Origin of the sequence: Corynebacterium sp. KPL2680 (assembly GCF_040225675.1) — a bacterium.
GTDB classification, from domain to species: Bacteria; Actinomycetota; Actinomycetes; order Mycobacteriales; family Mycobacteriaceae; genus Corynebacterium; species Corynebacterium rhinophilum.
Genome location: NZ_JBEHFM010000004.1, coordinates 69,763 through 92,488 on the forward strand (window position 1 = coordinate 69,763; position 22,726 = coordinate 92,488).

Here is a 22,726-nt window from a genome sequence, read left to right on the forward strand (position 1 = left end):
TTGCCATCCTGAACGCTTCGCCGCGCGGGGTGCGGGGTGCAGGCTTAGCATCGGGGGCATGGAACACATTCGGGCATATATTGCGGCTTTAAACTCGGCGATGGATATCCTCGCCGAGGCCGCTGATATGCCCGCCTCCGAGCTGACCGCCGCCGGCATGCCGGATGCCGCCGCCGCGTCGATAGCCCACCTCTCTCAGATCTATTTCGGGCCGACCAGTTTCACGCGCCGCCAGCGTCGGGCGGTCGAGGGAGCGCGGCGCAATGGGCATTCGCTGCCGACGTTGGAGGTCATCGAAAAGCACGCCCGCCGCGCGCCCACCCAAGCCCGCGCCTGGGCCCTGCGCGCGGAGCTTACCCAGGTATCCGCCGATACCCAGGCGATGGACAAGCTCGCCCGCAAGAAGGTGCGCGCGCTGCGCCCGCCGCGCGAGCCTAAACCAGGGGTGAGGCTGCGCCGCCGCGCCGCGGGCAAACCATGGACGCTAACGATTACAGGTAGCTCCAGCCTCGTCGCGGAGCTGCATAACCAAGCAGGCACGCTTGCCGATGTCGCCGCCCTCTTCCACTCCGGCGCCTCCATCTCCACTGTGCGCACCAACGTGGTAATCCCGCTGGATAAGTTGAGCGCCATCGCGCAGGGCGATAAAGACGTCACGGTCACCATGACCAACGGAGCGCAAATTAGCGGCGCCGAGCTGGCCCAGCGCGCAATGGCGGAGGAAGGCTTTATCACTCTTCTCCACCCCGTGGAGGGGCCGGTGAACCTGTACCGCATGCAGCGCGGGGCAACGTGGAAGCAATTTATGATGGCCGCCGCCGAAAACCCCGTCTGCCCGGCGCGCGGGTGCCACCGCCCAGCCGATGAGTGCCAAGTCCACCACATTTATAGCTGGGCCGGCGGCGGGTGGACCAATGCCAAGAACCTCACCGTCGCGTGCCCGCATCACAACGGCCGCAATGACGACGACCGCGCCGCCCGTCCCCGCAATGGCCGCTTCGAACGCGTGCACAGCGGCGTGCGGTGGATTAAACCCTGGCAGCCGCCACCGCCGGACCTCGTCGATACCGGACCCAGTTAGCTCACAACGTTGAGCCGGGCCCCAACCCTCAGCGGCGACTTTCCCGCCCGCGAATTCCTAAGCGCCGAGCTCATCCACAGCGCATTTCTGCGTGCCGTTTTTCGCGCTGCGCACTCCTGTGCGCAGCGCCCCGTTGCCGCGCGCTTTTGCACACCCCTCTTCCACACCGCTAACTTTTGCGTGCCGTTTTCTCGCGCCGTGCACTACTGCGCGCGGCTCACGCACCGTCTTTCGCGCTGCGAATTTCTGCGCGCAGGTTTACCTGCGCCGCGCACTCTTGCGCGGCGCGTTGTGGCGAACGCGGATGAGATCTGCAATGTAGATGCTGACTGCTACGCCTATGATGCCGAAGCCAATCCACCGGTGTGTGGAGAAGTGCTCTTGGGTGACAAAGAGTGCCCACAGCATCTGCATGATGGGGGTGAGGTATTGGAGCATGCCGATCGTCGACAAGCGCAGCGTCTGCGCGCCCTGGGCAAAGCACAATAGTGGCAGCGCGGTAATAAGGCCGGCGCTGATTAAGAGCAGCATGTGTGGCGTGCCTTCCGTGACGAAGGTGCCTCGGCCTGCCTGTTCAATCCACACGATATAGGCAATGGCAACGGGGGAGACCACCAAAGACTCTGCCGCGACCGAGACCGCCGCCGATACCCGCACCTGTTTCTTGATAAGCCCGTAGATGCCAAACGATGCCGCCAACAACAGCGAGATATACGGCGCCTGTCCGGTAAAGAAGGTCAGATACAGCACCGCGATTGCCGCCACGGCGACGGCGGTCGCCTGCCATGGGCGCAGCTGCTCCTTTAAGAGGATCATGCCGAGCGCCACCGATACCAGGGGATTGATGAAATATCCTAAAGCGGCATCGGCTACGTGATCGGTATTAATCGCCAGCACATAGGTCCCCCAATTGACCGTGATGAATACGCCCCCGGCGGCAAGCCAGCCCCATGTGCGCTTGGACAAGCGCACCATTTCGCGCCAGCCGCCGTTGCAGATTAAAAATGCCGTGACGATAACCGCGGTCCACAACACGCGGTGGGCGAGGATTTCCAGCGGCGTGGCCGGCAGCAGGAGCGGGAAGAACGCGGGGAAAAATCCCCACATGATGTATGCGGCAAGCGTGTAGATCATCCCCGCATAATATCGTCATCTTGACCGCCCCGCTAAGATGACCGCATGGCCAAAAATTCCTCCTTCGTCCACCTGCATAACCATACCGAGTTCTCCATGCTGGACGGCATGGCCAAGGTCGATATGTTGGCTGATGAGGTGGTCAAGCAAAACATGCCCGCCGTGGGCATGACAGACCACGGCAATATGTATGGATCCGATGCCTTTTACAAGCGCATGACCAGAGCCGGGGTGAAACCCATCATCGGCATCGAGGCCTACATGGCCCCGGAATCGCGCTTTAATAAAAAACGCGTGTTGTGGGGCACTCCGGATCAAAAGCGCGACGATGTCTCCGCCTCGGGTGCGTATTTGCACCAGACGATGATCGCGGAAAACGCCACCGGGCTGCGCAACCTGTTCACGTTGTCCTCGCTCGCCTCCTACGAAGGCCAGCTGGGCAAGTGGCCGCGCATGGATGCGGAGCTCATCGCTGAGCATGCTGATGGCATCATCGCCACCACCGGCTGCCCATCCGGCGATGTACAGACCCGCCTGCGCCTCGGTCAATTCAATGAGGCCCTCGAGGCCGCGGCCATGTGGCAAGACATCTATGGCAAGGACAACTTCTTCTTGGAGTTGATGGACCATGGGCTGGACATCGAAAAGCGCACGCGCGATGGGTTGCTCGAAATCGGCCGCAAGCTGGACCTGCCGCCGCTGGTGACCAATGACTGCCACTACGTGCTGGAATCCCAGGCGCCGGCGCACGAGGCCATGCTGTGCGTGCAGACCGGTAAGACGTTTATGGACCCAGACCGCTTCAAGTTCGGCGGTACCGGCTACTACATCAAGTCCGCCGCGCAGATGCGCGATACCTGGGACGACCTGATTCCGGATGGCTGCGATAACACCCTGTGGATTGCCGAGCGCGTGCAGGACTACAGCGAGGTGTGGGAGGAACACACCCACGACCGCATGCCCATTGCCGATGTCCCCGAGGGCCACACGCCCACCTCCTGGCTGACCCACGAGGTGATGGAGGGGCTGCAGCGGCGGTTCCCCGGGCGCGAGGTGCCGGAGGACTACATTGAGCGCGCCAAGTACGAGATTTCCGTGATTGAGATGAAGGGCTACCCGTCCTACTTCCTCATCGTGGCGGAGCTTATTAAGTACGCGCGTTCTGTAGGCATCCGTGTGGGGCCCGGCCGTGGTTCTGCGGCGGGCGCGCTCGTGGCCTACGCGCTGACCATTACCAATATTGATCCGCTGGAACACGACCTGCTCTTCGAGCGCTTTTTGAACCCCGAGCGCCCGTCCGCCCCCGATATCGATATCGACTTCGACGATCGCCGCCGCGGCGAGATGATTACCTACGCCGCCGAGCGCTGGGGAGAGGATAAGGTAGCCCAGGTCATTACCTTCGGCACGGTGAAAACCAAGCAGGCCATTAAGGACTCCGCCAAGGTGCACTTTGGCCAGCCCGGCTTCCAGATGGCCGACCGCATCAACGGCGCGCTGCCCCCGGCGATTATGGCGAAGGATATTCCGCTGCGGGGCATTACTGACCCCGACCACGAGCGCTATTCCGAGGCCGCCGAGGTCCGCCAGATGGTGGAAACCGACCCGGATGTGAAAAAGATTTATGACACCGCGCGCGGTTTGGAAGGCGTCGTCCGCCAGGCCGGCGTGCACGCCTGCGCGGTGATTATGGCCTCCGTGCGGTTGATGGACCACATCCCGATGTGGAAGCGGCCTGCCGATGGCGCCTATATCACCGGCTGGGATTATCCCGCCTGCGAGGCCATTGGCCTGCTGAAGATGGACTTTTTGGGCCTGCGCAACCTCACCGTTATTGGTGATGCCATCGAAAACATCAAGCGCAACCGCGGCGAGGAAGTGCAACTCGAGCAGCTGCATGCCGATGACCCCAAGGTCTCCAAGGTCTATGACTTGCTCTCGCGCGGGGATACCTTGGGCGTGTTCCAGCTGGACTCCGGCGGTATGCAGGAGCTGCTCAAGCGCATGAAGCCTACCGGCTTCAAAGACATCGTGGCCTCCTTGGCCCTGTACCGCCCCGGCCCGATGGGCGTGAATGCTCACTGGGACTACGCCGACCGCAAGAACGGGCGTAAGGAAATCACCCCGATTCACCCTGAGCTTGAAGAGCCGCTGAAGGAAATCCTGGATGAGACGTATGGTCTCATCGTCTACCAGGAGCAGATCATGCGCATCTCGCAGAAGGTGGCGAACTACACCGCCGGCGAGGCAGACGGCTTCCGTAAGGCGATGGGTAAGAAAAAGCCCGAGGTCCTAGCCCAGCAGTACGATAAATTTTGGGGCGGCATGCAAGAAAATGGCTACTCCAAATCCGCCATGGATGCCCTGTGGGGGACCATCGAGCCCTTCGCGTCGTACGCGTTTAACAAGTCCCACGCCGCGGGCTACGGGTTGGTCTCGTTCTGGACGGCCTACCTCAAGGCCTACTACGCACCGGAATACATGGCAGCGCTGTTGACCTCTGTGGGCGATAAGAAGGATAAGTCCGCCATCTACCTGTCGGATTGCCGCCACTTGGGCATTAACGTTTTGCCGCCCTCGGTCAATGAATCCGAAGAGGACTTCCAGGCTGTGGGCGAGGATATTCGCTTCGGCATGGGCGCTATCCGCAATGTGGGCTCGGAAGTCGTCGAATCCATCATTGCTTCGCGCAAGGCAAAGGGGGCGTTTACGTCCTTTAGTGATTACCTTGACAAGATCGATTTGGCAGCGTGTTCCAAACGCGTGACCGAGGCGCTGATTAAGGCCGGTGCCTTTGATGATTTCCAGCAGCCGCGCAAGGGCCTCATGCTGATTCACGAGGACGCCGTCGATGCCGTGCAGACCACCAAGAAGGCGGCGGATAAGGGGCAATTCGACCTCTTTGCCGGCTTTGGCGGTGGCGACGATGCCTCCTCGGAGGGCGCCTTTGCCATTGATGTGCCGGACGATTCATGGGATCGCAAGCACGAGTTGGCGCTAGAACGAGAGATGCTGGGGCTCTACGTCTCTGGCCACCCACTCGACGGGTTCGAAGAGGCCCTGGCTGCACAGACCAATACGCCGTTGACCAAGATCCTCAACGATGAGGTGCACAATGGGCAGGAACTCATCATCGGCGGCATCATTTCCGGTGTGGACCGCCGCTTTTCTAAGCGCGATGGTTCCCCGTGGGCGATTGTCACGGTAGAAGACCACAACGGCGCGCAGGTAGAGATCTTGGTCTTTAACAAGGTCTACTCGCTGGCAGCGCCGCATATTGTGGAAGACAACATCATCTTAGCGCGCGTCAACGTGAAGGTGCGCGATGAGCGCCGGTCGCTGTTTTGTTCCGATATTCGCGTTCCCGAGCTGGGGCCAGGCGGTGGCGCGAGCCTGCCACTGCGCCTGACCATGCGTACAGACCAGTGCACGATGGAAAATATCGCCCGACTCAAGCAGGTCTTGGTTAAAAATCACGGTGAGTCCGATGTCTACCTTGAGCTTGTCGAGGGCGACCAATCCACCACCATGGTCCTCGGTGAGCACCTCCGCGTGGAACGATCCGGCAACCTCATGGGAGACCTGAAGGCCACGATGGGCGCAGGTATTTTGGGATAGAAACTCCTCCTGCACCTTTTACATACACTGTTACCGCAGTCCAGGGAAAGCAATATCGCTGCACCTGCGGTGACAGCAGAAAACGCCCGCTTCTGTTTCAGAAGTTGGCGTGCCGTCCATGGGTCGGATTTGTGAAAGCGCACAAGTTCCCGCGCGGTCACCGCTGGCAATGTAGTACAAGAGGAGCAGGCAGGCGGTGGCTGGGGAGCTGATCGCGCGCCCCAAATGCCACCGCTTTAATACCGAAATCTACGGAAGTAGCTGACGGACCGGTTCTGGAAGCATCTTATAGAATTGATCGGCTACCTGCGGCATGAAGTGTAGAACACCGCTCAACATGGCGCCGAGGGCAATGACGCCAGCGATGATTCCAACGCCCTTCGCGATGCTGCTGGAGCCGTCTCCCGGCAGCCATGCCCCGGGAGCATCGTCAGGAGCGTCGCCGTCTTCATCGGAGGCGTTGTCGCCTTCGTCCTCGGAGCCGCCTACGAGATCGGCGACAGAGAAGACCGTGGTGGTGCCGGATACCTCGTTGCCGGCGATCAGGAGGGCATCGTCGGTAGGAGAGTCTTCCTTGCTAACGAATGCTAGCCCCTCGGGGCCCAAGCCGCCGGCCAACCTGGTGGCGGCGGCATTGTCCTCGTCATAGTCCACGGCGAAATCGCGGTTATTGCTATAGGTGACGAACTCGGCATGAGCGGGGTCGGTGACGTCATAGACAAAGATGCCGCCCACGCGCTCCATACCGGTGAAGGCATAGGTTCGGTCACCAACTGTTCCAATCGTCAGAGCTTCCGGTTCGGGGCCTTTATTATTGGAGCGATCGTCAAAGTCGGGATCCTCATTATCGGCATTGAAGTTAAGTCCCTCGATGTCCTTGGTGATTTTCTCGAAGTCGGAGCCGGAATCGAAGACGACGTTGCCCTCGGCATCGTAAATGCTAAAGGAGCGGGACCCGTAGGAATACAGGCCATCGAAGCAGCCCTTTTCCTCGTTCCATCCAGAGGCATTACTCAACTTTAGGTTGCCGGCGTATTTCTTGTCCTCGATGCCTTCTGGCAGGTCGACAGAATCACAGATCTGGCCCTCTTCAACAAGATCTTTCAGCTTGACCTCATCGGTATAGCCGCCCCATTCGCGGGCATCGCCCTCATTGGCGGTGGCGAAGTAGGTCTCGCCGTTGGTCTGGAAGGCGCCAATCGAATCCGGCATGGACAGGCCATGCACAGGGATCGTGCGCAGCTTTGCCGCGCCGTCCTTATTGGAGGGATCAATGGGGACATCTGAATGGTCCGCGATGTGGGCGGGCAACACCTTGTCTACGGTGGCGGAGGCAATATCGACCACTGCGATAGCGTTATTTTCTTGCAAGGTGACATACGCCTTGCCATCGGCGGAGGAAATATACTCCGGCTCAAAGTCAAGCGAAGGCTTGTTGTGGTGGTTTGCTGGGCCGAAGACGCGAATGGACGGGTCAAGTTCTGCATCTGCGCCATCGAAGGCGCGGAAATCGGCGGTGCGAACATCGGCAACAGAGGGGGCCGCAACGCCGTCTGGCAGGGAAATGACGGACACGGTTCCTTCTGGGGCTTTTGCGTATTCGGTGCCGTCGGAGTTGAGCTCATCGGATGGCTCGCCCTCATTAGCGGTCAATGCATAGGCACCGTCTTTGGTGATGTGCACGTTATCTGGCAGCGCGCCGAGCGGCACGCGGCCAAGCTCTTGGTCGGAGGTGGCATCGAAAATCAAGGCTTCGCCGTTTTCGGTCTTGTCTGCCTGCTGCACGGCGGCGACGGCGAGGCCATCAGGGCGCACCGCCACGGAGTTGATCTCCTTATCGCCGCCGGCGGAGACCTCAGCAACCTTATTAGGATTGGTGGGGTCGGAGGCGTCCAGTATATCCACCTTGCCCGATTGCGCATTCACCGTGAGAATACGCTGGGAGGCGGCGTGGTAGGCCACGATTTCGGCTGCTGATTTGCCCATCACCCCGGCTTCATACGAGCCGATGGGGCTTAGCTTTACCGCAGCATTGTCGGCGGAGTGTTCTACAACATTATCGACGATATGCGCGTTGGCAGCAGGGGCGCAGCTGAGCACAAGGCAGGCGGCCATGCCGATGGAGGTGCGCTTAAACATAGAGAGAGTCCTTTCTTGTGGAGCACTCCATTATCTCGATCCCACGTAACCGTTGCGCTAAACCGGAATGAAATATAGGTGAATCGGTCGAGCACTAGGTAGGGCGGGTAGACTCTGCAATCATGACTGAATCGACCATCCACGCATCCGATATCCAGCAGGCGCAGGCACGCATCAGCTCCGAAATCGCGCCGACGCCGTTGCAGTATTGCCCCCGGCTTTCTGCGGAAACGGGCTGTGAGGTCTATTTAAAGCGCGAAGATCTCCAGGACGTGCGCTCGTATAAGATTCGCGGTGCGCTCAATAGCATCTCCAGTCTGTCGCAGCAGGAGCGGGAGCGGGGCATCGTGACGGCATCGGCTGGCAACCATGCACAAGGCGTGGCCTATGCCTGCCGCACCATGGGGATTCCGGGCAAGATTTTCGTCCCAGAGCCCACACCCATGCAAAAGCGCGACCGCATCCACGTGCACGGCGGAGACCAGGTGGAACTCGTCGTCGTGGGTGCCAACTTTGACGAGGCCGCGGCCGCCGCGCATGCCGATGCCGCCGAGCGCCACGCCACCTTCATCGAGCCCTTCGATGCCCGCGATACCATCATCGGCCAAGGCACTGTCGCGGCGGAAGTCTTGGCGCAGCTTTCGGCAAAGGGCGCCTCGGTCGACACCATCGTCGTGCCCGTCGGCGGCGGCGGGCTGATTTCTGGCATCACCTCCTATATGGCGGATATGGCACCGCACGCCAAGGTGGTAGGAGTGGAGCCGGAAGGGGCGGCATCGCTAAGAGCAGCCTTCCGCAACGGCGGGCCGGTGGCACTAGACAGCGTGGATCCGTTTGTCGATGGCGCGGCAGTCAAGCGCCTGGGCTCGCTGCCGTATAAGATTTTGGAGGCCAACCAAGAGCGCCTGCACTGGGACACGGTCTCTGAGGGGGCGGTGTGCACGGACCTGCTCAACCTGTACCAAAATGAGGGGATTATCGCCGAGCCCGCGGGTGCACTGTCCGTGGCTGGGCTGCAGCGGGTGCCGCTGGAGCCGGGTTCGACGGTGGTCTGCGTGATTTCTGGGGGCAATAATGACGTGTTGCGCTACGCCGAAATCATGGAGCGCTCGCTGGTGCACCGCGGCCTGAAGCACTACTTCTTGGTCAATTTCCCGCAGGAACCGGGCCAGCTGCGCCACTTCTTGTCTGAAATCCTGGGGCCCAGCGATGACATCACGCTCTTCGAGTACCTCAAGCGCAATAACCGCGAGACCGGTGCCGCGCTGGTGGGCATTCAGCTTAGCCGCGCCGAAGACTTAGCAGGGCTGAAGGAGCGGATGGCCGAGTCCAAGATTTCGGTGCAGCACCTGCAGCCGAATACCCCCGAGTACGATTTCTTGGTTGCCTAATGCGCGATTCGTATCGGCGTCCCACCGGCCAGGTGGAGCACGAAATTGAGATCAAACGCTCGCGATTTATCACCTTGATCGGCCGGGTGACGAATGAGGAAGAAGCACGGGCGTTTATCGATGCCGCCCGACAGCGCTTTCCCGATGCCCGCCACCACTGCTCCGCATATGTCTACCACGTCGACGATGCGAACCCCGCGGAGCGTTCCTCCGATGATGGCGAGCCTTCCGGGACGGCCGGAAAGCCCATGTTGGATGTGGTAAAGGGCTCTGGAATGCTTGATATTTGTGCGGTGGTCGTGCGCTACTTCGGCGGTATCAAGCTGGGCGCGGGCGGCCTCGTGCATGCCTATGGCGGGGCGGTTAGCGAGGCCATGGAGAAGGTCGAGGCGGTCACCCGGGCACGCCGGGAGCTTTATACGGTGGAATGCCCGCACGCCACGGCTGGGCGTCTCGAGGCGGATTTGCGCGGGCGCGGCATCGATATTACCGACACCGAATACGGCGCAGCCGTGACTTTTACGGTCGCCGTGCGCCCGGGTGGGCTCGATGAGCTCCAGGCGATGCTCGCCGCGCTTTCCCAAGGTGAAATCAGCGCGCGCGAAGCAGGTTCTGCCTGGGTTGAGGTATGATCTGGGTCATGACTATGCAGCAGCGACCGAATAACCCCATTGCGCAGCGTAAGCAGCAGGTGCGCAAGCACTCCCGCAACGCCGTTATTTCCGTTGCCGGTGGTGTCGGCGCAGGAGTCGTTTTAGGTGTGCTTTCTGCTAGTTTTGCCGCTTGGATGATTTTGGGCCTTATCATCGCCGTGGTAGGCGGTGGATATAACTGGTTGAAGATCCGCAAAATCGTCAACGAGAACCACAATAATTATTAATGCCTACCCCGCAGCCAAGCGGCCGCCCCGTCCGCATTGATGCTTGGGTATGGGCGGTGCGCATGTTCAAAACCCGATCCGCCGCAGCCACCGCGGTGCGCGCCGGGCACGTGAAAATAAACGGTGAAGCGGTAAAACCCGCCCAACAAGTCGTACCAGGCGATAGGGTGCGCGTGTGGCGCAACCACCACGAGCACGATTTGGAGGTGCTGGCTACCGTTGCCAAGCGCGTGGGCGCGCCGGTGGCGCGCACCTGCTATACCGATCACGCGCCGTCGCCACCGCCCAAGGAATTCCAGCCCGCGGTGCCGGTTCGCCCCCGCGGCGCGGGCCGGCCGACGAAGAAGGAACGCCGCGATATGGAAAAATTCCGCGGCGGGTTCCGCTAGGAGTTGGCACGCAGCGCCTTAAGGCGCGCGTTCAGGCGGCGCCGACGCCCGGCGCGGTCGCCCGATTCGGCGGTGGCCTCGATGTGCTGCTTGCCGAACTTGTTGAGCAGCAAATCATCGATAAGGCGCACTTGGCCGGGCCGAAAGCGATAGCGCATGGTGTCGTGGACGTGGGCAATGGCGTCATCGTCAAGCAGCTGCTCGAGCTGGTCTAAGGATCGGATATCGTTTTCCTCCAAGATTTCCGCGAGGAAGCGGTAGTGCTCCGAGCGTGAAAGCGGGAAGCGATTGCCCAAAATGATGGCTAGGACGCCAGGTAAGGTTTCCGGGGTAAGCTCCACGTCCGTATCCGCCTCCGTGCGCGGGGCTTTGAGCGCGGCGATCTCATCGAATTGCTGATCAGCCAATTCGATGAGGCCGGCGGCCAGCGTAAATAGGCGGTCCACCTCCGGCGAGGGCGGGGTAGGGCCTTGCTTATAGCGGATATCGTGCTCGAATTCCGCCCATGCGTGCTGCAGAACGGTGCGAATTTGTACCTCAAAGGTCCAGCCCACGAAATCGGCGAGCTCCTCCATCGCCGCCGCACTATCGTCGGTCACGGTGAGCACCAGGTGGTGGGAGCCGTACCCAAAGCCGCCGGAAATGCGGGTCTCGGCCGCCTTATCCACAGAGCGCACGACCTTGAAGGACTCGCCCAGCACGTCTAGCGCATTGGGAATGGTGGTGGAGTGGTACAGGGTGACGCGCACGCCCATGACATCGTGGATATCGTCCCACGGGGTGGGGTAGATGAAATCGCCGCCTTCACCCCGCTTCTTGGCCTTGCGCTTGAGTGAGGACCACGCCTTGACGCGGGTGGATACCCGGTCAAAGATGATGCCGGCGTCATTGAGCAGATCCTCGATGGCGGTGCGAAAATCCTCCGCCGCCGTGGGGTGGCTGCGGGTCCAGGCATGGTACTGATTGCTCAGCCGCGACATCCTGCTTTCCGCCATGGTGCTCCTCTCATAATTCGCGGGGAAATCCGTTAGACCATACTAGCGGGCGCGAATGTAAAACGGTGCGATGGCGGGGAAGTTGTTCGGCGGCGGTGTGGGCGAGGTCGCGGGCATATTCATCGGGTAGGTGGGCGAAGACAAAAACCGTCGCGGAATCCGGCACCAGGTAGGTCAAAGAATGCGAACGCATGAGGCGACGCATGTGTTTATCCAGCACGGTGAAGGTTTCTGGGTGCGCTAACCACGAAGAAATCGGGGCGCCGTGGGAGCGGACTTGCAGGCCGCCATAGGGCGCTGCGGCAGGCAGGGCGCAGTGGGCAGGGCGAGTCCAAAAGCGCAGGCCCTGCGAGTCGAGCGCGGCGCGCTGCAGATTCAGCGAGGCACAATTCCACGCCTGGCGGGTCGAGACATCCAGGTCCGCGAGGCCGCGGTGGCTGAGCCGGCGAAAAGTGCGCTGCCCGGGAAAGACCAGCGCCATCGACAGGTTGGGGGAGAGCTGGATGGTGGCGAGGGAGTCGCAAAAGCCGTCATCGGAAAGCCGCTGGTGCTTAATCCACGACCGTGCGAATAGCGCCGGCAGCAAATTAGTGGTGGTGGGGCGGGGTGCGTCGAGCGTAAGGGTCATGGCGATTTCTCCAAGGTAGTGCGTATCCGCCCTTATAGGACTGGAGAAATGGCCGGGTGGTTCCCTGCGGGTTTAAAAAGGCGGCTCGGCGTCGAGCTCCAGCTCGGAAAAGAGCTGGGCGCCGGTCCACATGGTGATGTCCTGGCCCTTTTCTTGCAGCTCTTCGGCGCGCTTTTCCTTGGAGGTCTTCTTCGCCCATTCGCCGACGACGAGCAGCGTAGTCTTCTTGGTGACGTTTTTGCCCACTTGCCCACCGCGCTTGGCGATGCCCTGCCACAGCAGCCCCTTATCGTATGGATCGAAATCGCCGGTCAGGGTGACGTGCTGGCCGTAGAGTGCGCCTTGAGGATCGGCGTCGGGGTTGGGTTCTGGGATGGTATCCGGGGTGGCAACGGCCTGCCACGGCGCCCGGTTGGGCGAAACGGGTTTCTTGCTACTTCCCGCGGACCGGGTGGAATCGCGGAAATCGGTGCCGGCGCCCAGATCGTCGCCGGAGGTGGGCGCAGTATGCGCGCGCAGGACCGGCAGGATGGCCGAGGATTCGAGGCGGCCGAGGCGAAACTCGCGGCTGGTAAAGAGATCGGTGATGCTTCCGGTATGCCCGAAGCGTTGGGCCAGCGCCGTGATGATGGTGCCGGCGGCGCGGGCGTCCTCGGTGGCATCGTGGTGGGTAAAAGAGGCACCGCCTAGGTGTTTCACCACGGTGGGAAGCTTGTGGTTGGCCACCGAGATAACACCTTGCTTGGAAGCGTCGCGGGACAAAGCGAGCGAACAGGCCAGCGGGATGGTGGGGACATCGGCCCCGGCTGCCAGCAACCCGGAGCGCAGCGCGGATGAGTCGAATTGGACATTGTGCGCGACGATGACATCGCTGCCGATGAAGTCAAAGAGCTCTGCGGCCGCTGTGGCAAAGGGCATTGCTCCTTCGACATCGGCGGCAGTAATCCCGTGGATGGAGATATTGATTTCGGCAAAGTGCTCCAAACCAGGGGGAGGGGTGCACAGCCACGACTGGGACGCGGTTTCTTGGCCATCGCGGTAACGCACGGCACCGATCTGGCAGATGGATCCCCAATTATCATTGGCGGTTTCTACATCTACCGCAACGAAATCAAGCCCTGGGTTTTCTTCGCTAGCGGTTGGGGTTGTAGCTGCTGCGGGTTCGGGAGCGGCTGCTGCTTCCGCCGGTGCGGCGCCCTTTTGTGCCGCCTCAATGGCGCGCGCCACGCGGTGGGGATCCTGGTGCGGCGCGAAGGCAATGCTGCCGGCACTGCCTAGGGACAGCGAACCAAAACCGGTGGCGGTGGGTTCGTGGACGCGCAGGTCATCGATGGCATCGAGCGCGATTTCTGCGGTGGCAGGCGCGCCCAAGCTGCGGGAGAGCAGGCTGCGGTGAAGCACGATTTTTTCCGCAGTGACATCGATGAATACGCCATGCGCGGGATACGACACGAAAATGGCCTTTCTTCTGAGGTGACAATCTAAAGAGGGCTGCTGCACAGAGATCGTACTCGCTTGTGCTGATGGGAAATCCGCCGCGGGGGTGAAGAGTTTTAATCCGCCCCGCTGTGCTGCAAACCGGCATTGATAATCTGCACGCCATGCACCAAATCGGCGCGATAGTCGGCCGCGGTGGTCCCGCCGGTGGTTTCTAGCAGTTGGCGCTGAGATTGCTCGAGCAGCGTGGCGCCTAGGACGAGGTGAACTGCAGAAAGGGCAGCGGCCTTGCGAGCAGTATCATCGAAATCGGGGCAGGTGGCGGAGCTAAACTGCGCGACGAGGTGATCCCATGCCGGGGAATCAGGCTGGGAGAGCCCAGCTATGGCAACCTCCGCTCCATCGCGGCGGGCCAGGAGCAATTCGCGCAGGTGCAGGCTAATCTCTTCCAGCGTGGAGCCGGCGACGGGGGCGATAGTATCTTCGGCAAGAGCGGCAATGAGCGCCTGCTTATTGGCGATATGCCAATACAATGCGCCTGGAGCAACGCCGAGGGAGGAAGCGACGCGGCGCATGGTGACATCGGCAAGCCCATAAGTATTCAATAGGGTCGTGGCGGCCTCGATGATGCTCTCGCGATGTAGTTGCACAGTGGAAATTGTACGTGTTTCAGCGCGGCAAGGAATAGCTCACAGGTACTTTTAAGACTGCAATAATGTCTCTTGCAAACTTGCATTGTTAGGATTGCGGGGACAACAGAACCCGTCGTGAGGCGGCTTCGCATTCGAAAGATTGATTCAGGAGCTCTCCCTTGTCCTTTTTGACCCCTGCAAAGAAGTCCCTTTTCGCGGTCGCTATGGTTGCCCCGCTTGCCTTAGCTGCATGTAGCTCGGACGATGAGGACGATTCGACGAAGACCACGTCGTCTTCGCCTGCTACCACGTCCTCTGAGACCTCCGCGAAGGAATCGGCGAAAAAGTCTGAGGACAAAGACGCCGATAAGGACAAGAAGGAAGAAAAGGACAAGAAAAAGGTCGCCGAGGACCCTAAGGAGAAGGGTGAAGAAGGCGGCAATGCGGGCGCCAACGCAAACCCCATTGAGAATGGGGACGATCCCTTCGCCAACGCCCAGGACATCAAGCCCATTGAAGGTGGGCACGAAGCAAGCGATGGCGATAAGCAGGCCATTGAGCAGTTGGTGCGCGGACAGCATGAGATTGACAATGTCAAGGACTACTTTGGCTACATGCCAGCACATGCCTGCAAGGCCGTGCGCGAAGGCGAGTCCGGGGATTTTCAGCAGTACCTCAACTACGTCGATAGCCTGCCCAACCAGTCCTTTGCGGAATACGCAAACTCCATGCGCCAGCAAAGCCAGGGCAATGCCAAGATTAACGAGTTTGCCAACCAGCTAGAGGCCATCCCTACCTCCACCAAGCTGGAATCGATCAATGACGTTGTGGTCAATGGCGATGATGCCTCCGCTACCGTGAGCGTGTCGAACCCGGAAGGTACCGATACCTCCACCGTTCGTTTCCGCCGCGAGGACGGTAACTGGACCTTCTGTAACTAAATTGTCTTTCCACCAAGCTCGCTTGCCCCGCACTCTCGGTTTCGGTGCGGGGCTCCTGGCGTGTTCCCTGTTCGTTTTCGGCATCTGTGGCGCGCTTTGGGGGTTTATGCGCCCTACGATGACCGGGCATGCTGTTGACGGTGGCGGCTACGCCATTGAAGCGGTGGGCAACGCACAATTCGTCGCGTTTATGACCTTTGCACTCGTCACGGGTTTCTTGGGGCTGTGCCTCGGACTGGCTGCATTTTCCCAGCGCCGCGGGCGCGGTCTCACGATGCTGCTGTGGGTAGGGCTATGCGCGCTTACCGGTGCGGCTTCCTTCTACGTCTTTGGTGGCATCACCGCAACGCACCCGCCGGAGAACCCAGGGGACGTCGTGGAATTTGCGCCGAATTTTTCGCCGGCCGTGGCCTGGGCGGTAGCCCCATTTTTGGCCATGTTTTCCTACTGGTGTACCGCGTTTATTAGCTCCGACGCGGACTGGGAAGCTGCCGGCAATGAGTCCGCTCAAGAGGCCAGTGCGCAACGTGAAGTAGTTACGCCCACTTAACCGGGGAGCTGCCACAGAATTCTCGCGCGATGTCATCGATTGCGTGCAGGATCGCATCGAGGCTGTGGCTTAAAACCCGCAGCAGTTGGCCTTGGTTAAGGCCCGCCCCGGTCAGGGTCGGCACATCGACATGGATATGGAGGCCGTCGTCGGTGGAGCGGCAGTAGGCCGTGGCGCTGTGGTCCGCTCGGTTCCAGTCATTGCAGATCAAAAACAAACGGGTGAAATCGTCCTCATCCGCATTCAGATCCCACCGGCCTGTGATGATGAGGCTTGGCCCAGAGTCGAGGGTAAAGGTGCAAGCGATGGAATTGACTAGGGCAAATAGGCAGATTTCCCCATCGCTATGTAAGCGGTCGATGCCTATTTGTGGCAGAGCGGCGGCAAGGAGATCCAAAGTGAACGCGGGCTGTATAGCGGCATCGTCTGGAGCGAGCACAAGTTCTGGTTCTTGGGCCAGGGTGGGAAACTCGCGCGTCGCCACGCTGATGAGTACCTCTGCGCCGTTGAGTGCGGCGGGCACAAAAGCGGCCAATTGATCGTGCGTTGGTGCAGTTCCAGTACTGAAGTGGCTCTGCCCACTCAGCACTAGCGAACCTGCCTCGTCATAGTCCAGCACGGCGGTGGGGTAGAGGCAATCGGCATTCCACGCGGTGATAAATCGGGACAGCGCGGCGGCCTCGCCCAAGTCAACCGCGCCGCGCAGAGTGGTGTGCAGGTGGATAACCACATCGTCGGCCTGCGATACAAATACCAGCGTGGACCCCTCCTGCCCATGGGAAATGACGAGTTCCCCAGTAGGTAGCGCCCAATAGGAATAATCAAGCTCGCGGACGATGGCGCGCAGGTGCCGCTCAAGACTGGTGGATTCAAATTCGCTCATCATGCACCGCACACTCGCCTTCGCTGAAAGTTGATCTGAGTCTATCGTTCAAGAGGGTGTCCCCGCGGCGCTTTGGGCGATAGTATATTGGTTTGTCTACAGATATAGCCCACGGTGATCAACCAGAAAGTGAGCCAGGAATGCTTCGAACCATCGATCTCCGCGGTCAACAGCTCCGCCCCGCCACGCTGCGCCGCGTCCTTCCGCGCGGTGGCACCGATGTCAATTCCGTTATGGGCACCGTCGTGCCGATGGTGAATAAGGTGCGCGACGAAGGCGTCCAAGCGGCGTTGGATTATGGGGAGCAATTCGATGGGGTGCGCCCGTCGTCCCTGCGCGTGCCCCAGGCGGAACTGGAGCGGGCCGCCGAAGATCTTGATCCCCAGGTGCGCTCGGCCATCGAGGCCTCCATTGCGCGAGTGCGCCGCGTGCATGCTGACCAAAAGCCGGATCCGCACACGACGCAGCTGGCACCCGGCGCCACCGTGACAGAGGTATTCCGCCCCATCGAGCGCGTTGGCCTCTATGTTCCCGGCGGCAAGGCGGTCTACCCGTCTTCAGTCATCATGAATACCGTGCCAGCGCAAGAGGCCGGTGCCTCCAGCTTGGTGGTCGCCTCCCCGCCGCAAAAAGATCACGGAGGATTGCCACACCCTACGGTCTTGGCCACGTGCCACATGCTGGGCGTGGAGGAAGTTTGGGCCGTTGGTGGCGGCCAGGCGGTAGCGCTTTTGGCCTACGGCGATGCGGACGAAGACGTAGAGCCCGTGGACATGATTACCGGGCCGGGCAATATCTTTGTCGCGGCGGCGAAAAGGGCGGTGCGCGGGGTGGTCGGCACCGATGCGGAGGCTGGCCCGACCGAAATCGCCATTTTGGCGGATGAGACCGCGAACCCTGTCTACGTTGCCTATGACCTCATCTCTCAGGCGGAGCATGATCCGATGGCGGCAAGCGTGTTAATTACGGCATCGGAAAGCGTGGCTCAGCAGGTAAATCAGGAGGTTGAGCGCCGCTATACGGCAACGGAGAACTCCGCCCGCGCCGCCGAGGCTTTAACGGGCGAGCAATCCGGCATCGTGCTGGTGGATTCCGTGGACGCGGGCATCGCCGTGGCGAATGCTTATGCCGCCGAACACCTAGAAATCCACACCGCGGAGCCGCACGCGGTGGCAGAGCGCATCAACCACGCCGGCGCCATCTTCGTCGGGGCGTATTCCCCGGTGCCCTTGGGGGACTACTCGGCCGGTTCCAACCACGTGCTGCCTACCTCGGGCACGGCGCGGTTTTCGGCTGGGCTTTCTACCCACACCTTCCTCCGGCCGGTCAATCTCATCGATTATGACCGCGGCGCCCTGGAAGAAATCGCCCCCAACGTCATTGCCTTTGCTAATGCCGAGCGCCTTCCCGCCCACGGGGAGGCCATTCGAGCCCGATTCGAGGAGAAATAAATGGCCCAGCTACATGACCTACCGCTGCGTGAGGAATTGCGCGGCGAGACCGCTTACGGTGCCCCGCAGCTGCGGGTGGCCTACCAACTCAATACTAACGAGAATCCTTTCCCGCCTTCGCCCGCGCTTGTCGATGCCCTCGTGGACGAGGTCCGCCGCTGCGCCAGCTCGCTCAACCGCTATCCAGAGCGCGATGCGGTCGAACTGCGCACCGAGTTAGCCCGCTATGTTTCGCAGCAAACCGGAGTGGATGTCACCTACGAGCAGGTCTGGGCAGCCAACGGTTCCAATGAGATCCTGCAACAGCTTTTGCAGGCCTTCGGCGGGCCTGGGCGCAGCGTGCTGGGATTTACGCCGTCATATTCCATGCACCCGATCCTTTCTGCTGGTACCCACACGCGTTTTATCGAGTGCCCGCGCGATGAGAACTTCACCATCGACATGGAGCGCGCCTTGGCGGCGGTGGCCGAGCACCAGCCCGACGTCATCTTTGTTACTACCCCGAATAACCCCACCGGCGGGGTAACCAGCCTGGAGGATATTGCCGCGCTTATCGATGCCGCCCCCGGCATCGTCATCGTCGACGAAGCCTACGCCGAGTTTTCTTCCTCGCCGTCCGCGACGAGCCTGTTAGAAAAATACCCCACCAAGCTCGTGGTCTCGCGCACGATGTCGAAGGCCTTCGACTTTGCCGGCGGTCGCTTGGGTTACTTCGTGGCGGACCCGGCCTTTGTGGAGGCCATCATGCTGGTGCGCCTGCCGTATCACCTGTCCGTCTTATCCCAGGCAGCGGCCACTGTGGCGCTGCGCCACAGCGCAGATACCCTCGCCACCGTGGCGACCATCGCCGCCGAACGCGACATGGTGGCAGGGCGCCTGCGCGAGATGGGCTATACCGTCATGCCGAGCGAATCGAATTTCCTTTTCTTTGGCAATTTTGCAGACCAACACCGCGTGTGGGAACAGTTCTTGGACGAAGAGGTGCTCATCCGCGATGTAGGGATCGACGGGTACTTGCGTGTGACCATCGGCCTGCCAGAAGAAAATGCGGCCTTTCTGGCTGCGGCGGAAAAGCTAGCGACTACAGTAGGAGCGGATACTTCAAAGGAGTGAGATATGACAAACCGTGTGGGGCGTGCCCAAAGAGCAACATCGGAATCGGATATCACCGTTTCCATCGACCTAGACGGCACCGGGAAAAGCGATATTTCCACTGGGCTGCCGTTCTTTGACCATATGCTTACCGCATTTGCCACACACGGTCTATTTGACCTGCGGGTAAAGGCTACTGGTGACGTGGAGGTTGACGCCCACCACACCGTGGAAGATACCGCCATCGTGCTAGGCCAGGCCCTGCGGGAAGCCGTGGGGGACAAGGCCGGGATTCGCCGCTTCGGCTCCCAATTACTACCCATGGATGAAGCGCTGGTAGAGGCGGTAGTGGACTTTTCGGGCCGTGCATACTTCGTGATGGATGGCGAGCCGGAACACCTGCAGTGGCAGATCATCGGCGGGCACTATGCCACGGTGATTAACCGCCACTTCTTCGAATCCCTGGCCACGCACGCAGCCATTACCCTGCACGTCAACGTGCGCTACGGCCGCGATCCGCACCACGTGACCGAGGCGGAATACAAGGCTGTAGCCCGCGCGCTGCGCGCTGCCGTGGACCAAGATCCGCGCCAGACTGGCATCCCTTCGACGAAGGGAGCCCTGTAGCCCGTGCAGTTTATGATCCTCATCCTGTTTTTGGTGGCAGGCCTCTTGGTAGGAGGGGCTTGGTCCGCGTATCAGCAGGACTCGAAGTTTTTTACGGTCGTCGCCGCGCTTTTAGCCGTTATTACCGTGGCCGCGGCCATCGCCTGGATGGTTGGAGGCTTTAGTAAATGAGCGAGTCCCAAGAGACCAATATTTGGAAGGTGCCCGGCTATACGCCGACGATGGTAGCCATCGCAGCCGCCTTTGGCGCCTGGTCCATCCTGCTTCCCGTGGTGCCGCTGGCCGTCATTGATTCTGGCGGTTCCGCGACCTTGGCGGGTGGATCCACCGGTATCTTCATGGCCTTTACCGTAGCCACGCAGATCATGTCCCCGTGGCTATTGCGCCGCTGGGGTTACCGGCGCGTGATGGCGCTATCCGCTTTTACCCTAGGCGTCCCGGCCTTTGGCCACCTGCTGGGCACCGACGCCTGGATCGTCTTGCTATTTTCCGCCATGCGCGGGGTGGGCTTCGGTGCCCTCACCGTGTCCGAATCCGCGCTGATTGCAGAGCTCTCCCCGGTGCGTCTGCTAGGCAAGGCCACCGGCATGATTGGTGTATTTACAGGCTTGGGGCAGATGATCTTCTTGCCGCTCGGCTTGTTCATGGCGGATTCGCTAGGGTACGCCTCTACCTATATCACCGCCGGTCTCATCGGCTTCTTGGGCTTTGCTATGTGCCTGCGCATTCCCAAGATCAAGGTCACCTTGGCCGAGGATAATGACGAGGAAGTCAATATCATCCGCGTTCCCACCTGGAAGCTGGTATTGGTCCCGGCCCTGGCCTTGACCACTTTCTCCATGAGCTACGGCGCCATTTCCTCTTTCTTGTCCCCCGCAATGCAGGAGCTCGATGCCGCAAAGGGCGCCAGCCTAGCCGGTGTCATGCTTTCCATCGTGGGCGGCGCGGCGATGATCTTCCGGTATTTCGCCGGCGTGGTCGCAGACCGCACGGGGGCCCCAGGTAGCTTGTACATTCCAAGCCAGATCATGGCGATCATCGGCGTCGGGACGATTTCCCTGACCCTGTTTATGGAAAGCTCCATCTGGTGGCTGGTGCTCGGCGCCGTTCTTTTTGGTGGCGCATTCGGTATCGCGCAAAACGAGGCCTTGCTATCCATGTTTGACCGGCTGCCCCGCGAGCGGGTTTCAGAGGCTTCGGCCATTTGGAATATTTTCTACGATAGTGGCACCGGCTTGGGTTCGACCCTGCTCGGTGCCATGGTGGCAGGCTACGGATACGACGGTGCTTTCGGAGCGGGGGTTGCGATCCTCATCGCCGGGTTGCTCTTGACCACGGCGGACTTCATTCTGGGCCGGACTCGCATCAGCGATACCAACGATATCCGCACCCGGTTGCGTCGAATGCGTAAGGTATAGCCCATGACAAAATCAGTGGTGTTATTGGACTACGGCGCGGGCAATATTCGCTCCGCCCAGCGTGCCCTCGAGCGCGTCGGGGCGGAGGTAACCGTCACGGCGGATCCTTATCAGGCCCTCGAGGCGGATGGTCTGCTGGTTCCCGGCGTGGGCGCGTTCGATGCCTGCATGAAAGGGCTTAGGGCAGTGAATGGGCCAAGGGTCATCGGCCAGCGCCTAGCAGGGGAGCGGCCGGTCATGGGCATTTGTGTGGGCATGCAGGTGCTTTTCGATGCCGGCGTCGAGCACGGCATCCACTCCACAGGCTGCGGCGAATGGCCAGGGACAGTCGAGCGCCTGCAGTCCGACGTTTTGCCGCATATGGGCTGGAATACCGTCGAGATGCCGGATGACAGCGCCATGTTTGCTGGACTTAATGCCGACGAGCGATTTTATTTCGTGCATACCTACGGCGTTCGCCGCTGGGAATTAGAAACCGTCATTACCCGCCCGCCGCTGGTGAGCTGGTCCACGCACGCCGGGGATTCTTTCGTGGCGGCGGTGGAAAATGGCGCTCTCTGGGCTACGCAATTCCACCCCGAAAAATCCGGAGATGCGGGCGCGCAGCTATTGGAAAACTGGATGCAGACTCTCTAGGTAGGATGAAACCATGACTTTTACGCTTTTGCCCGCAGTCGATGTCGCCGGCGGAAAAGCCGTGCGCTTGGATCAGGGAGAAGCCGGCACCGAAAAGGTCTACGGCGCCCCGCGGGACGCCGCACTCGAGTGGCAGCGCCAAGGCGCCCAGTGGCTGCACTTTGTTGACCTCGATGCTGCCTTTAATCGCGGTTTCAACCACGAGCAGATGGCGGGGATTACCCAAGAACTCGGCATTAATGTCGAGCTAACCGGCGGCATCCGCGATGATGCCGGGGTAGAGCGCGCGCTGGCCACTGGCGCGAACCGCATCAATATTGGCACCGCCGCCTTAGAAAACCCAGAGTGGATAGAAAAGATCCTGGGGCAGTATGGCGAGAAAGTTGCCGTGGACTTGGCGGTGCGCTTAGAAGATGGCGAGTGGCGCACAAAGGGTAATGGCTGGGTCTCAGATGGCGGGGATCTCTGGGAGGTACTCGAGCGCCTCGATGCCGCTGGGTGTCAACGCTTTGTGGTTACGGACGTGTCAAAGGACGGGACGCTGACTGGGCCCAATGTGGAATTACTGCGCGAGGTAGCTATGGCAACCGATGCCAAGGTGACCGCCTCCGGCGGCATTTCCTCCCTGGCAGATCTTAGCGAGCTGGCCCGGTATGAAAATGAGGGCATCGATTCGGCCATCATTGGCAAGGCGTTATATGAGGGAAACTTCAGCCTGAATGAGGCGCTAGCGGCGGTGGCAGAGGTAGAGCCGCTTCCCGCAGAGGTGCCCATCGATCCTTATGACCCCGAGGAAGAGTAAAC

Annotated in this window: 22 protein-coding genes; 15 read left to right on the forward strand and 7 right to left on the reverse strand. The window is 60.7% G+C overall.

The genetic code is table 11. The features are described 5' to 3' along the window. Positions 1-58 precede the first annotated feature (58 nt). On the forward strand, positions 59-1,081 hold the full coding sequence (locus tag ABRP66_RS03285; RefSeq protein ID WP_284795991.1) for an HNH endonuclease signature motif containing protein: 1,023 nt from the start codon (positions 59-61) through the stop codon (positions 1,079-1,081). Positions 1,082-1,339: 258 nt separating this feature from the next. Here ABRP66_RS03285 and rarD read toward each other — a convergent pair whose 3' ends face one another. Further along, entirely contained in the window at positions 1,340-2,215 is an 876-nt protein-coding gene (gene rarD, locus ABRP66_RS03290; RefSeq protein ID WP_284795993.1) for an EamA family transporter RarD, read from the reverse strand. A gap of 45 nt (positions 2,216-2,260) precedes the next feature. Between rarD and dnaE the strand changes: the two genes are divergently transcribed. Next, positions 2,261-5,833 carry a DNA polymerase III subunit alpha gene (gene dnaE, locus ABRP66_RS03295; protein WP_284782227.1) on the forward strand — a complete coding sequence of 1,191 codons (3,573 nt, stop codon included), beginning with the start codon at positions 2,261-2,263 and terminating at the stop codon, positions 5,831-5,833. 249 nt (positions 5,834-6,082) lie between these two features. Here dnaE and ABRP66_RS03300 read toward each other — a convergent pair whose 3' ends face one another. Next, the gene (locus ABRP66_RS03300) at positions 6,083-7,972 is read right to left on the reverse strand and encodes a choice-of-anchor I family protein (RefSeq protein ID WP_284782225.1); all 1,890 of its coding nucleotides are present in this window, start codon (positions 7,970-7,972) and stop codon (positions 6,083-6,085) included. A 122-nt stretch (positions 7,973-8,094) separates the two neighbouring features. On the opposite strand from ABRP66_RS03300, the gene ilvA reads away from it, so the two are divergent. Genes ilvA through ABRP66_RS03320 form a run of 4 tightly spaced genes read left to right on the forward strand, consistent with a single transcriptional unit; the run spans position 8,095 to position 10,632 of the window. Beyond that, complete coding sequence (gene ilvA, locus ABRP66_RS03305; RefSeq protein ID WP_349838327.1) at positions 8,095-9,363, forward strand: threonine ammonia-lyase IlvA; 1,269 nt, start codon at positions 8,095-8,097, stop codon at positions 9,361-9,363. After that, positions 9,363-9,995, forward strand: coding sequence for a YigZ family protein (locus ABRP66_RS03310; RefSeq protein ID WP_284782223.1), 633 nt, complete (start codon positions 9,363-9,365; stop codon positions 9,993-9,995). The genes ilvA and ABRP66_RS03310 overlap by 1 nt, the downstream gene beginning before the upstream one ends. Positions 9,996-10,003: 8 nt before the next feature. Continuing rightward, a complete protein-coding gene (locus ABRP66_RS03315) occupies positions 10,004-10,243 on the forward strand; it encodes a hypothetical protein (protein WP_349838328.1) in 240 nt (79 codons plus the stop codon). Next, positions 10,243-10,632: an RNA-binding S4 domain-containing protein gene (locus ABRP66_RS03320; RefSeq protein WP_284782221.1), complete on the forward strand. Its 390-nt coding sequence runs from the start codon at positions 10,243-10,245 to the stop codon at positions 10,630-10,632. Before ABRP66_RS03315 ends, ABRP66_RS03320 begins: the two co-directional genes overlap by 1 nt. Here the strand turns inward: ABRP66_RS03320 and ABRP66_RS03325 are convergent. The 4 genes from ABRP66_RS03325 to ABRP66_RS03340 all read right to left on the reverse strand — a co-directional run bounded on the left by ABRP66_RS03325 (position 10,629) and on the right by ABRP66_RS03340 (position 14,342). Next, positions 10,629-11,627 (reverse strand): GTP pyrophosphokinase, encoded by a 999-nt coding sequence (locus ABRP66_RS03325; RefSeq protein ID WP_023017266.1) that lies wholly within the window; start codon positions 11,625-11,627, stop codon positions 10,629-10,631. The two genes, ABRP66_RS03320 and ABRP66_RS03325, sit on opposite strands and share 4 nt — an antisense overlap. Before the next feature lie 10 nt (positions 11,628-11,637). Beyond that, a complete protein-coding gene (locus tag ABRP66_RS03330; RefSeq protein WP_284782218.1) occupies positions 11,638-12,255 on the reverse strand; it encodes a hypothetical protein in 618 nt (205 codons plus the stop codon). A gap of 72 nt (positions 12,256-12,327) precedes the next feature. Beyond that, a complete protein-coding gene (locus tag ABRP66_RS03335) occupies positions 12,328-13,707 on the reverse strand; it encodes a 3'-5' exonuclease (protein WP_349838329.1) in 1,380 nt (459 codons plus the stop codon). Positions 13,708-13,808: 101 nt separating this feature from the next. Next, positions 13,809-14,342, reverse strand: a complete 534-nt coding sequence (locus tag ABRP66_RS03340; protein WP_284795996.1) for a TetR family transcriptional regulator — start codon at positions 14,340-14,342, stop codon at positions 13,809-13,811. Positions 14,343-14,503: 161 nt separating this feature from the next. On the opposite strand from ABRP66_RS03340, the gene ABRP66_RS03345 reads away from it, so the two are divergent. Both ABRP66_RS03345 and ABRP66_RS03350 read left to right on the forward strand, forming a co-directional pair. Beyond that, positions 14,504-15,265: a hypothetical protein gene (locus ABRP66_RS03345; RefSeq protein WP_284795997.1), complete on the forward strand. Its 762-nt coding sequence runs from the start codon at positions 14,504-14,506 to the stop codon at positions 15,263-15,265. Between the two features lie 118 nt (positions 15,266-15,383). Beyond that, positions 15,384-15,815 (forward strand): hypothetical protein, encoded by a 432-nt coding sequence (locus ABRP66_RS03350; RefSeq protein ID WP_349838330.1) that lies wholly within the window; start codon positions 15,384-15,386, stop codon positions 15,813-15,815. Here ABRP66_RS03350 and ABRP66_RS03355 read toward each other — a convergent pair. Then, the gene (locus tag ABRP66_RS03355) at positions 15,802-16,701 is read right to left on the reverse strand and encodes a YbjN domain-containing protein (RefSeq protein WP_349838331.1); all 900 of its coding nucleotides are present in this window, start codon (positions 16,699-16,701) and stop codon (positions 15,802-15,804) included. The genes ABRP66_RS03350 and ABRP66_RS03355 overlap by 14 nt on opposite strands. A 137-nt stretch (positions 16,702-16,838) precedes the next feature. On the opposite strand from ABRP66_RS03355, the gene hisD reads away from it, so the two are divergent. From hisD to priA, 7 genes are read left to right on the forward strand one after another with little or no spacing between them, the layout of a single operon-like run. Continuing rightward, the gene (hisD, locus tag ABRP66_RS03360) at positions 16,839-18,149 is read left to right on the forward strand and encodes a histidinol dehydrogenase (protein WP_284784640.1); all 1,311 of its coding nucleotides are present in this window, start codon (positions 16,839-16,841) and stop codon (positions 18,147-18,149) included. Beyond that, positions 18,150-19,262: a histidinol-phosphate transaminase gene (locus tag ABRP66_RS03365; protein ID WP_349838332.1), complete on the forward strand. Its 1,113-nt coding sequence runs from the start codon at positions 18,150-18,152 to the stop codon at positions 19,260-19,262. It abuts the gene before it with no gap. Between the two features lie 3 nt (positions 19,263-19,265). Further along, positions 19,266-19,868 carry an imidazoleglycerol-phosphate dehydratase HisB gene (gene hisB, locus ABRP66_RS03370; protein ID WP_284864411.1) on the forward strand — a complete coding sequence of 201 codons (603 nt, stop codon included), beginning with the start codon at positions 19,266-19,268 and terminating at the stop codon, positions 19,866-19,868. A 12-nt stretch (positions 19,869-19,880) separates the two neighbouring features. Continuing rightward, positions 19,881-20,039: a CG2302 family histidine operon protein gene (locus ABRP66_RS03375; protein WP_034659193.1), complete on the forward strand. Its 159-nt coding sequence runs from the start codon at positions 19,881-19,883 to the stop codon at positions 20,037-20,039. Continuing rightward, positions 20,036-21,286 (forward strand): MFS transporter, encoded by a 1,251-nt coding sequence (locus tag ABRP66_RS03380; RefSeq protein WP_284782202.1) that lies wholly within the window; start codon positions 20,036-20,038, stop codon positions 21,284-21,286. The genes ABRP66_RS03375 and ABRP66_RS03380 overlap by 4 nt, the downstream gene beginning before the upstream one ends. 3 nt (positions 21,287-21,289) lie before the next feature. Continuing rightward, positions 21,290-21,922 carry an imidazole glycerol phosphate synthase subunit HisH gene (hisH, locus tag ABRP66_RS03385; RefSeq protein ID WP_284849997.1) on the forward strand — a complete coding sequence of 211 codons (633 nt, stop codon included), beginning with the start codon at positions 21,290-21,292 and terminating at the stop codon, positions 21,920-21,922. A 13-nt stretch (positions 21,923-21,935) separates the two neighbouring features. Further along, positions 21,936-22,724 carry a bifunctional 1-(5-phosphoribosyl)-5-((5-phosphoribosylamino)methylideneamino)imidazole-4-carboxamide isomerase/phosphoribosylanthranilate isomerase PriA gene (gene priA / locus ABRP66_RS03390; protein ID WP_349838333.1) on the forward strand — a complete coding sequence of 263 codons (789 nt, stop codon included), beginning with the start codon at positions 21,936-21,938 and terminating at the stop codon, positions 22,722-22,724. Positions 22,725-22,726 lie beyond the last annotated feature (2 nt).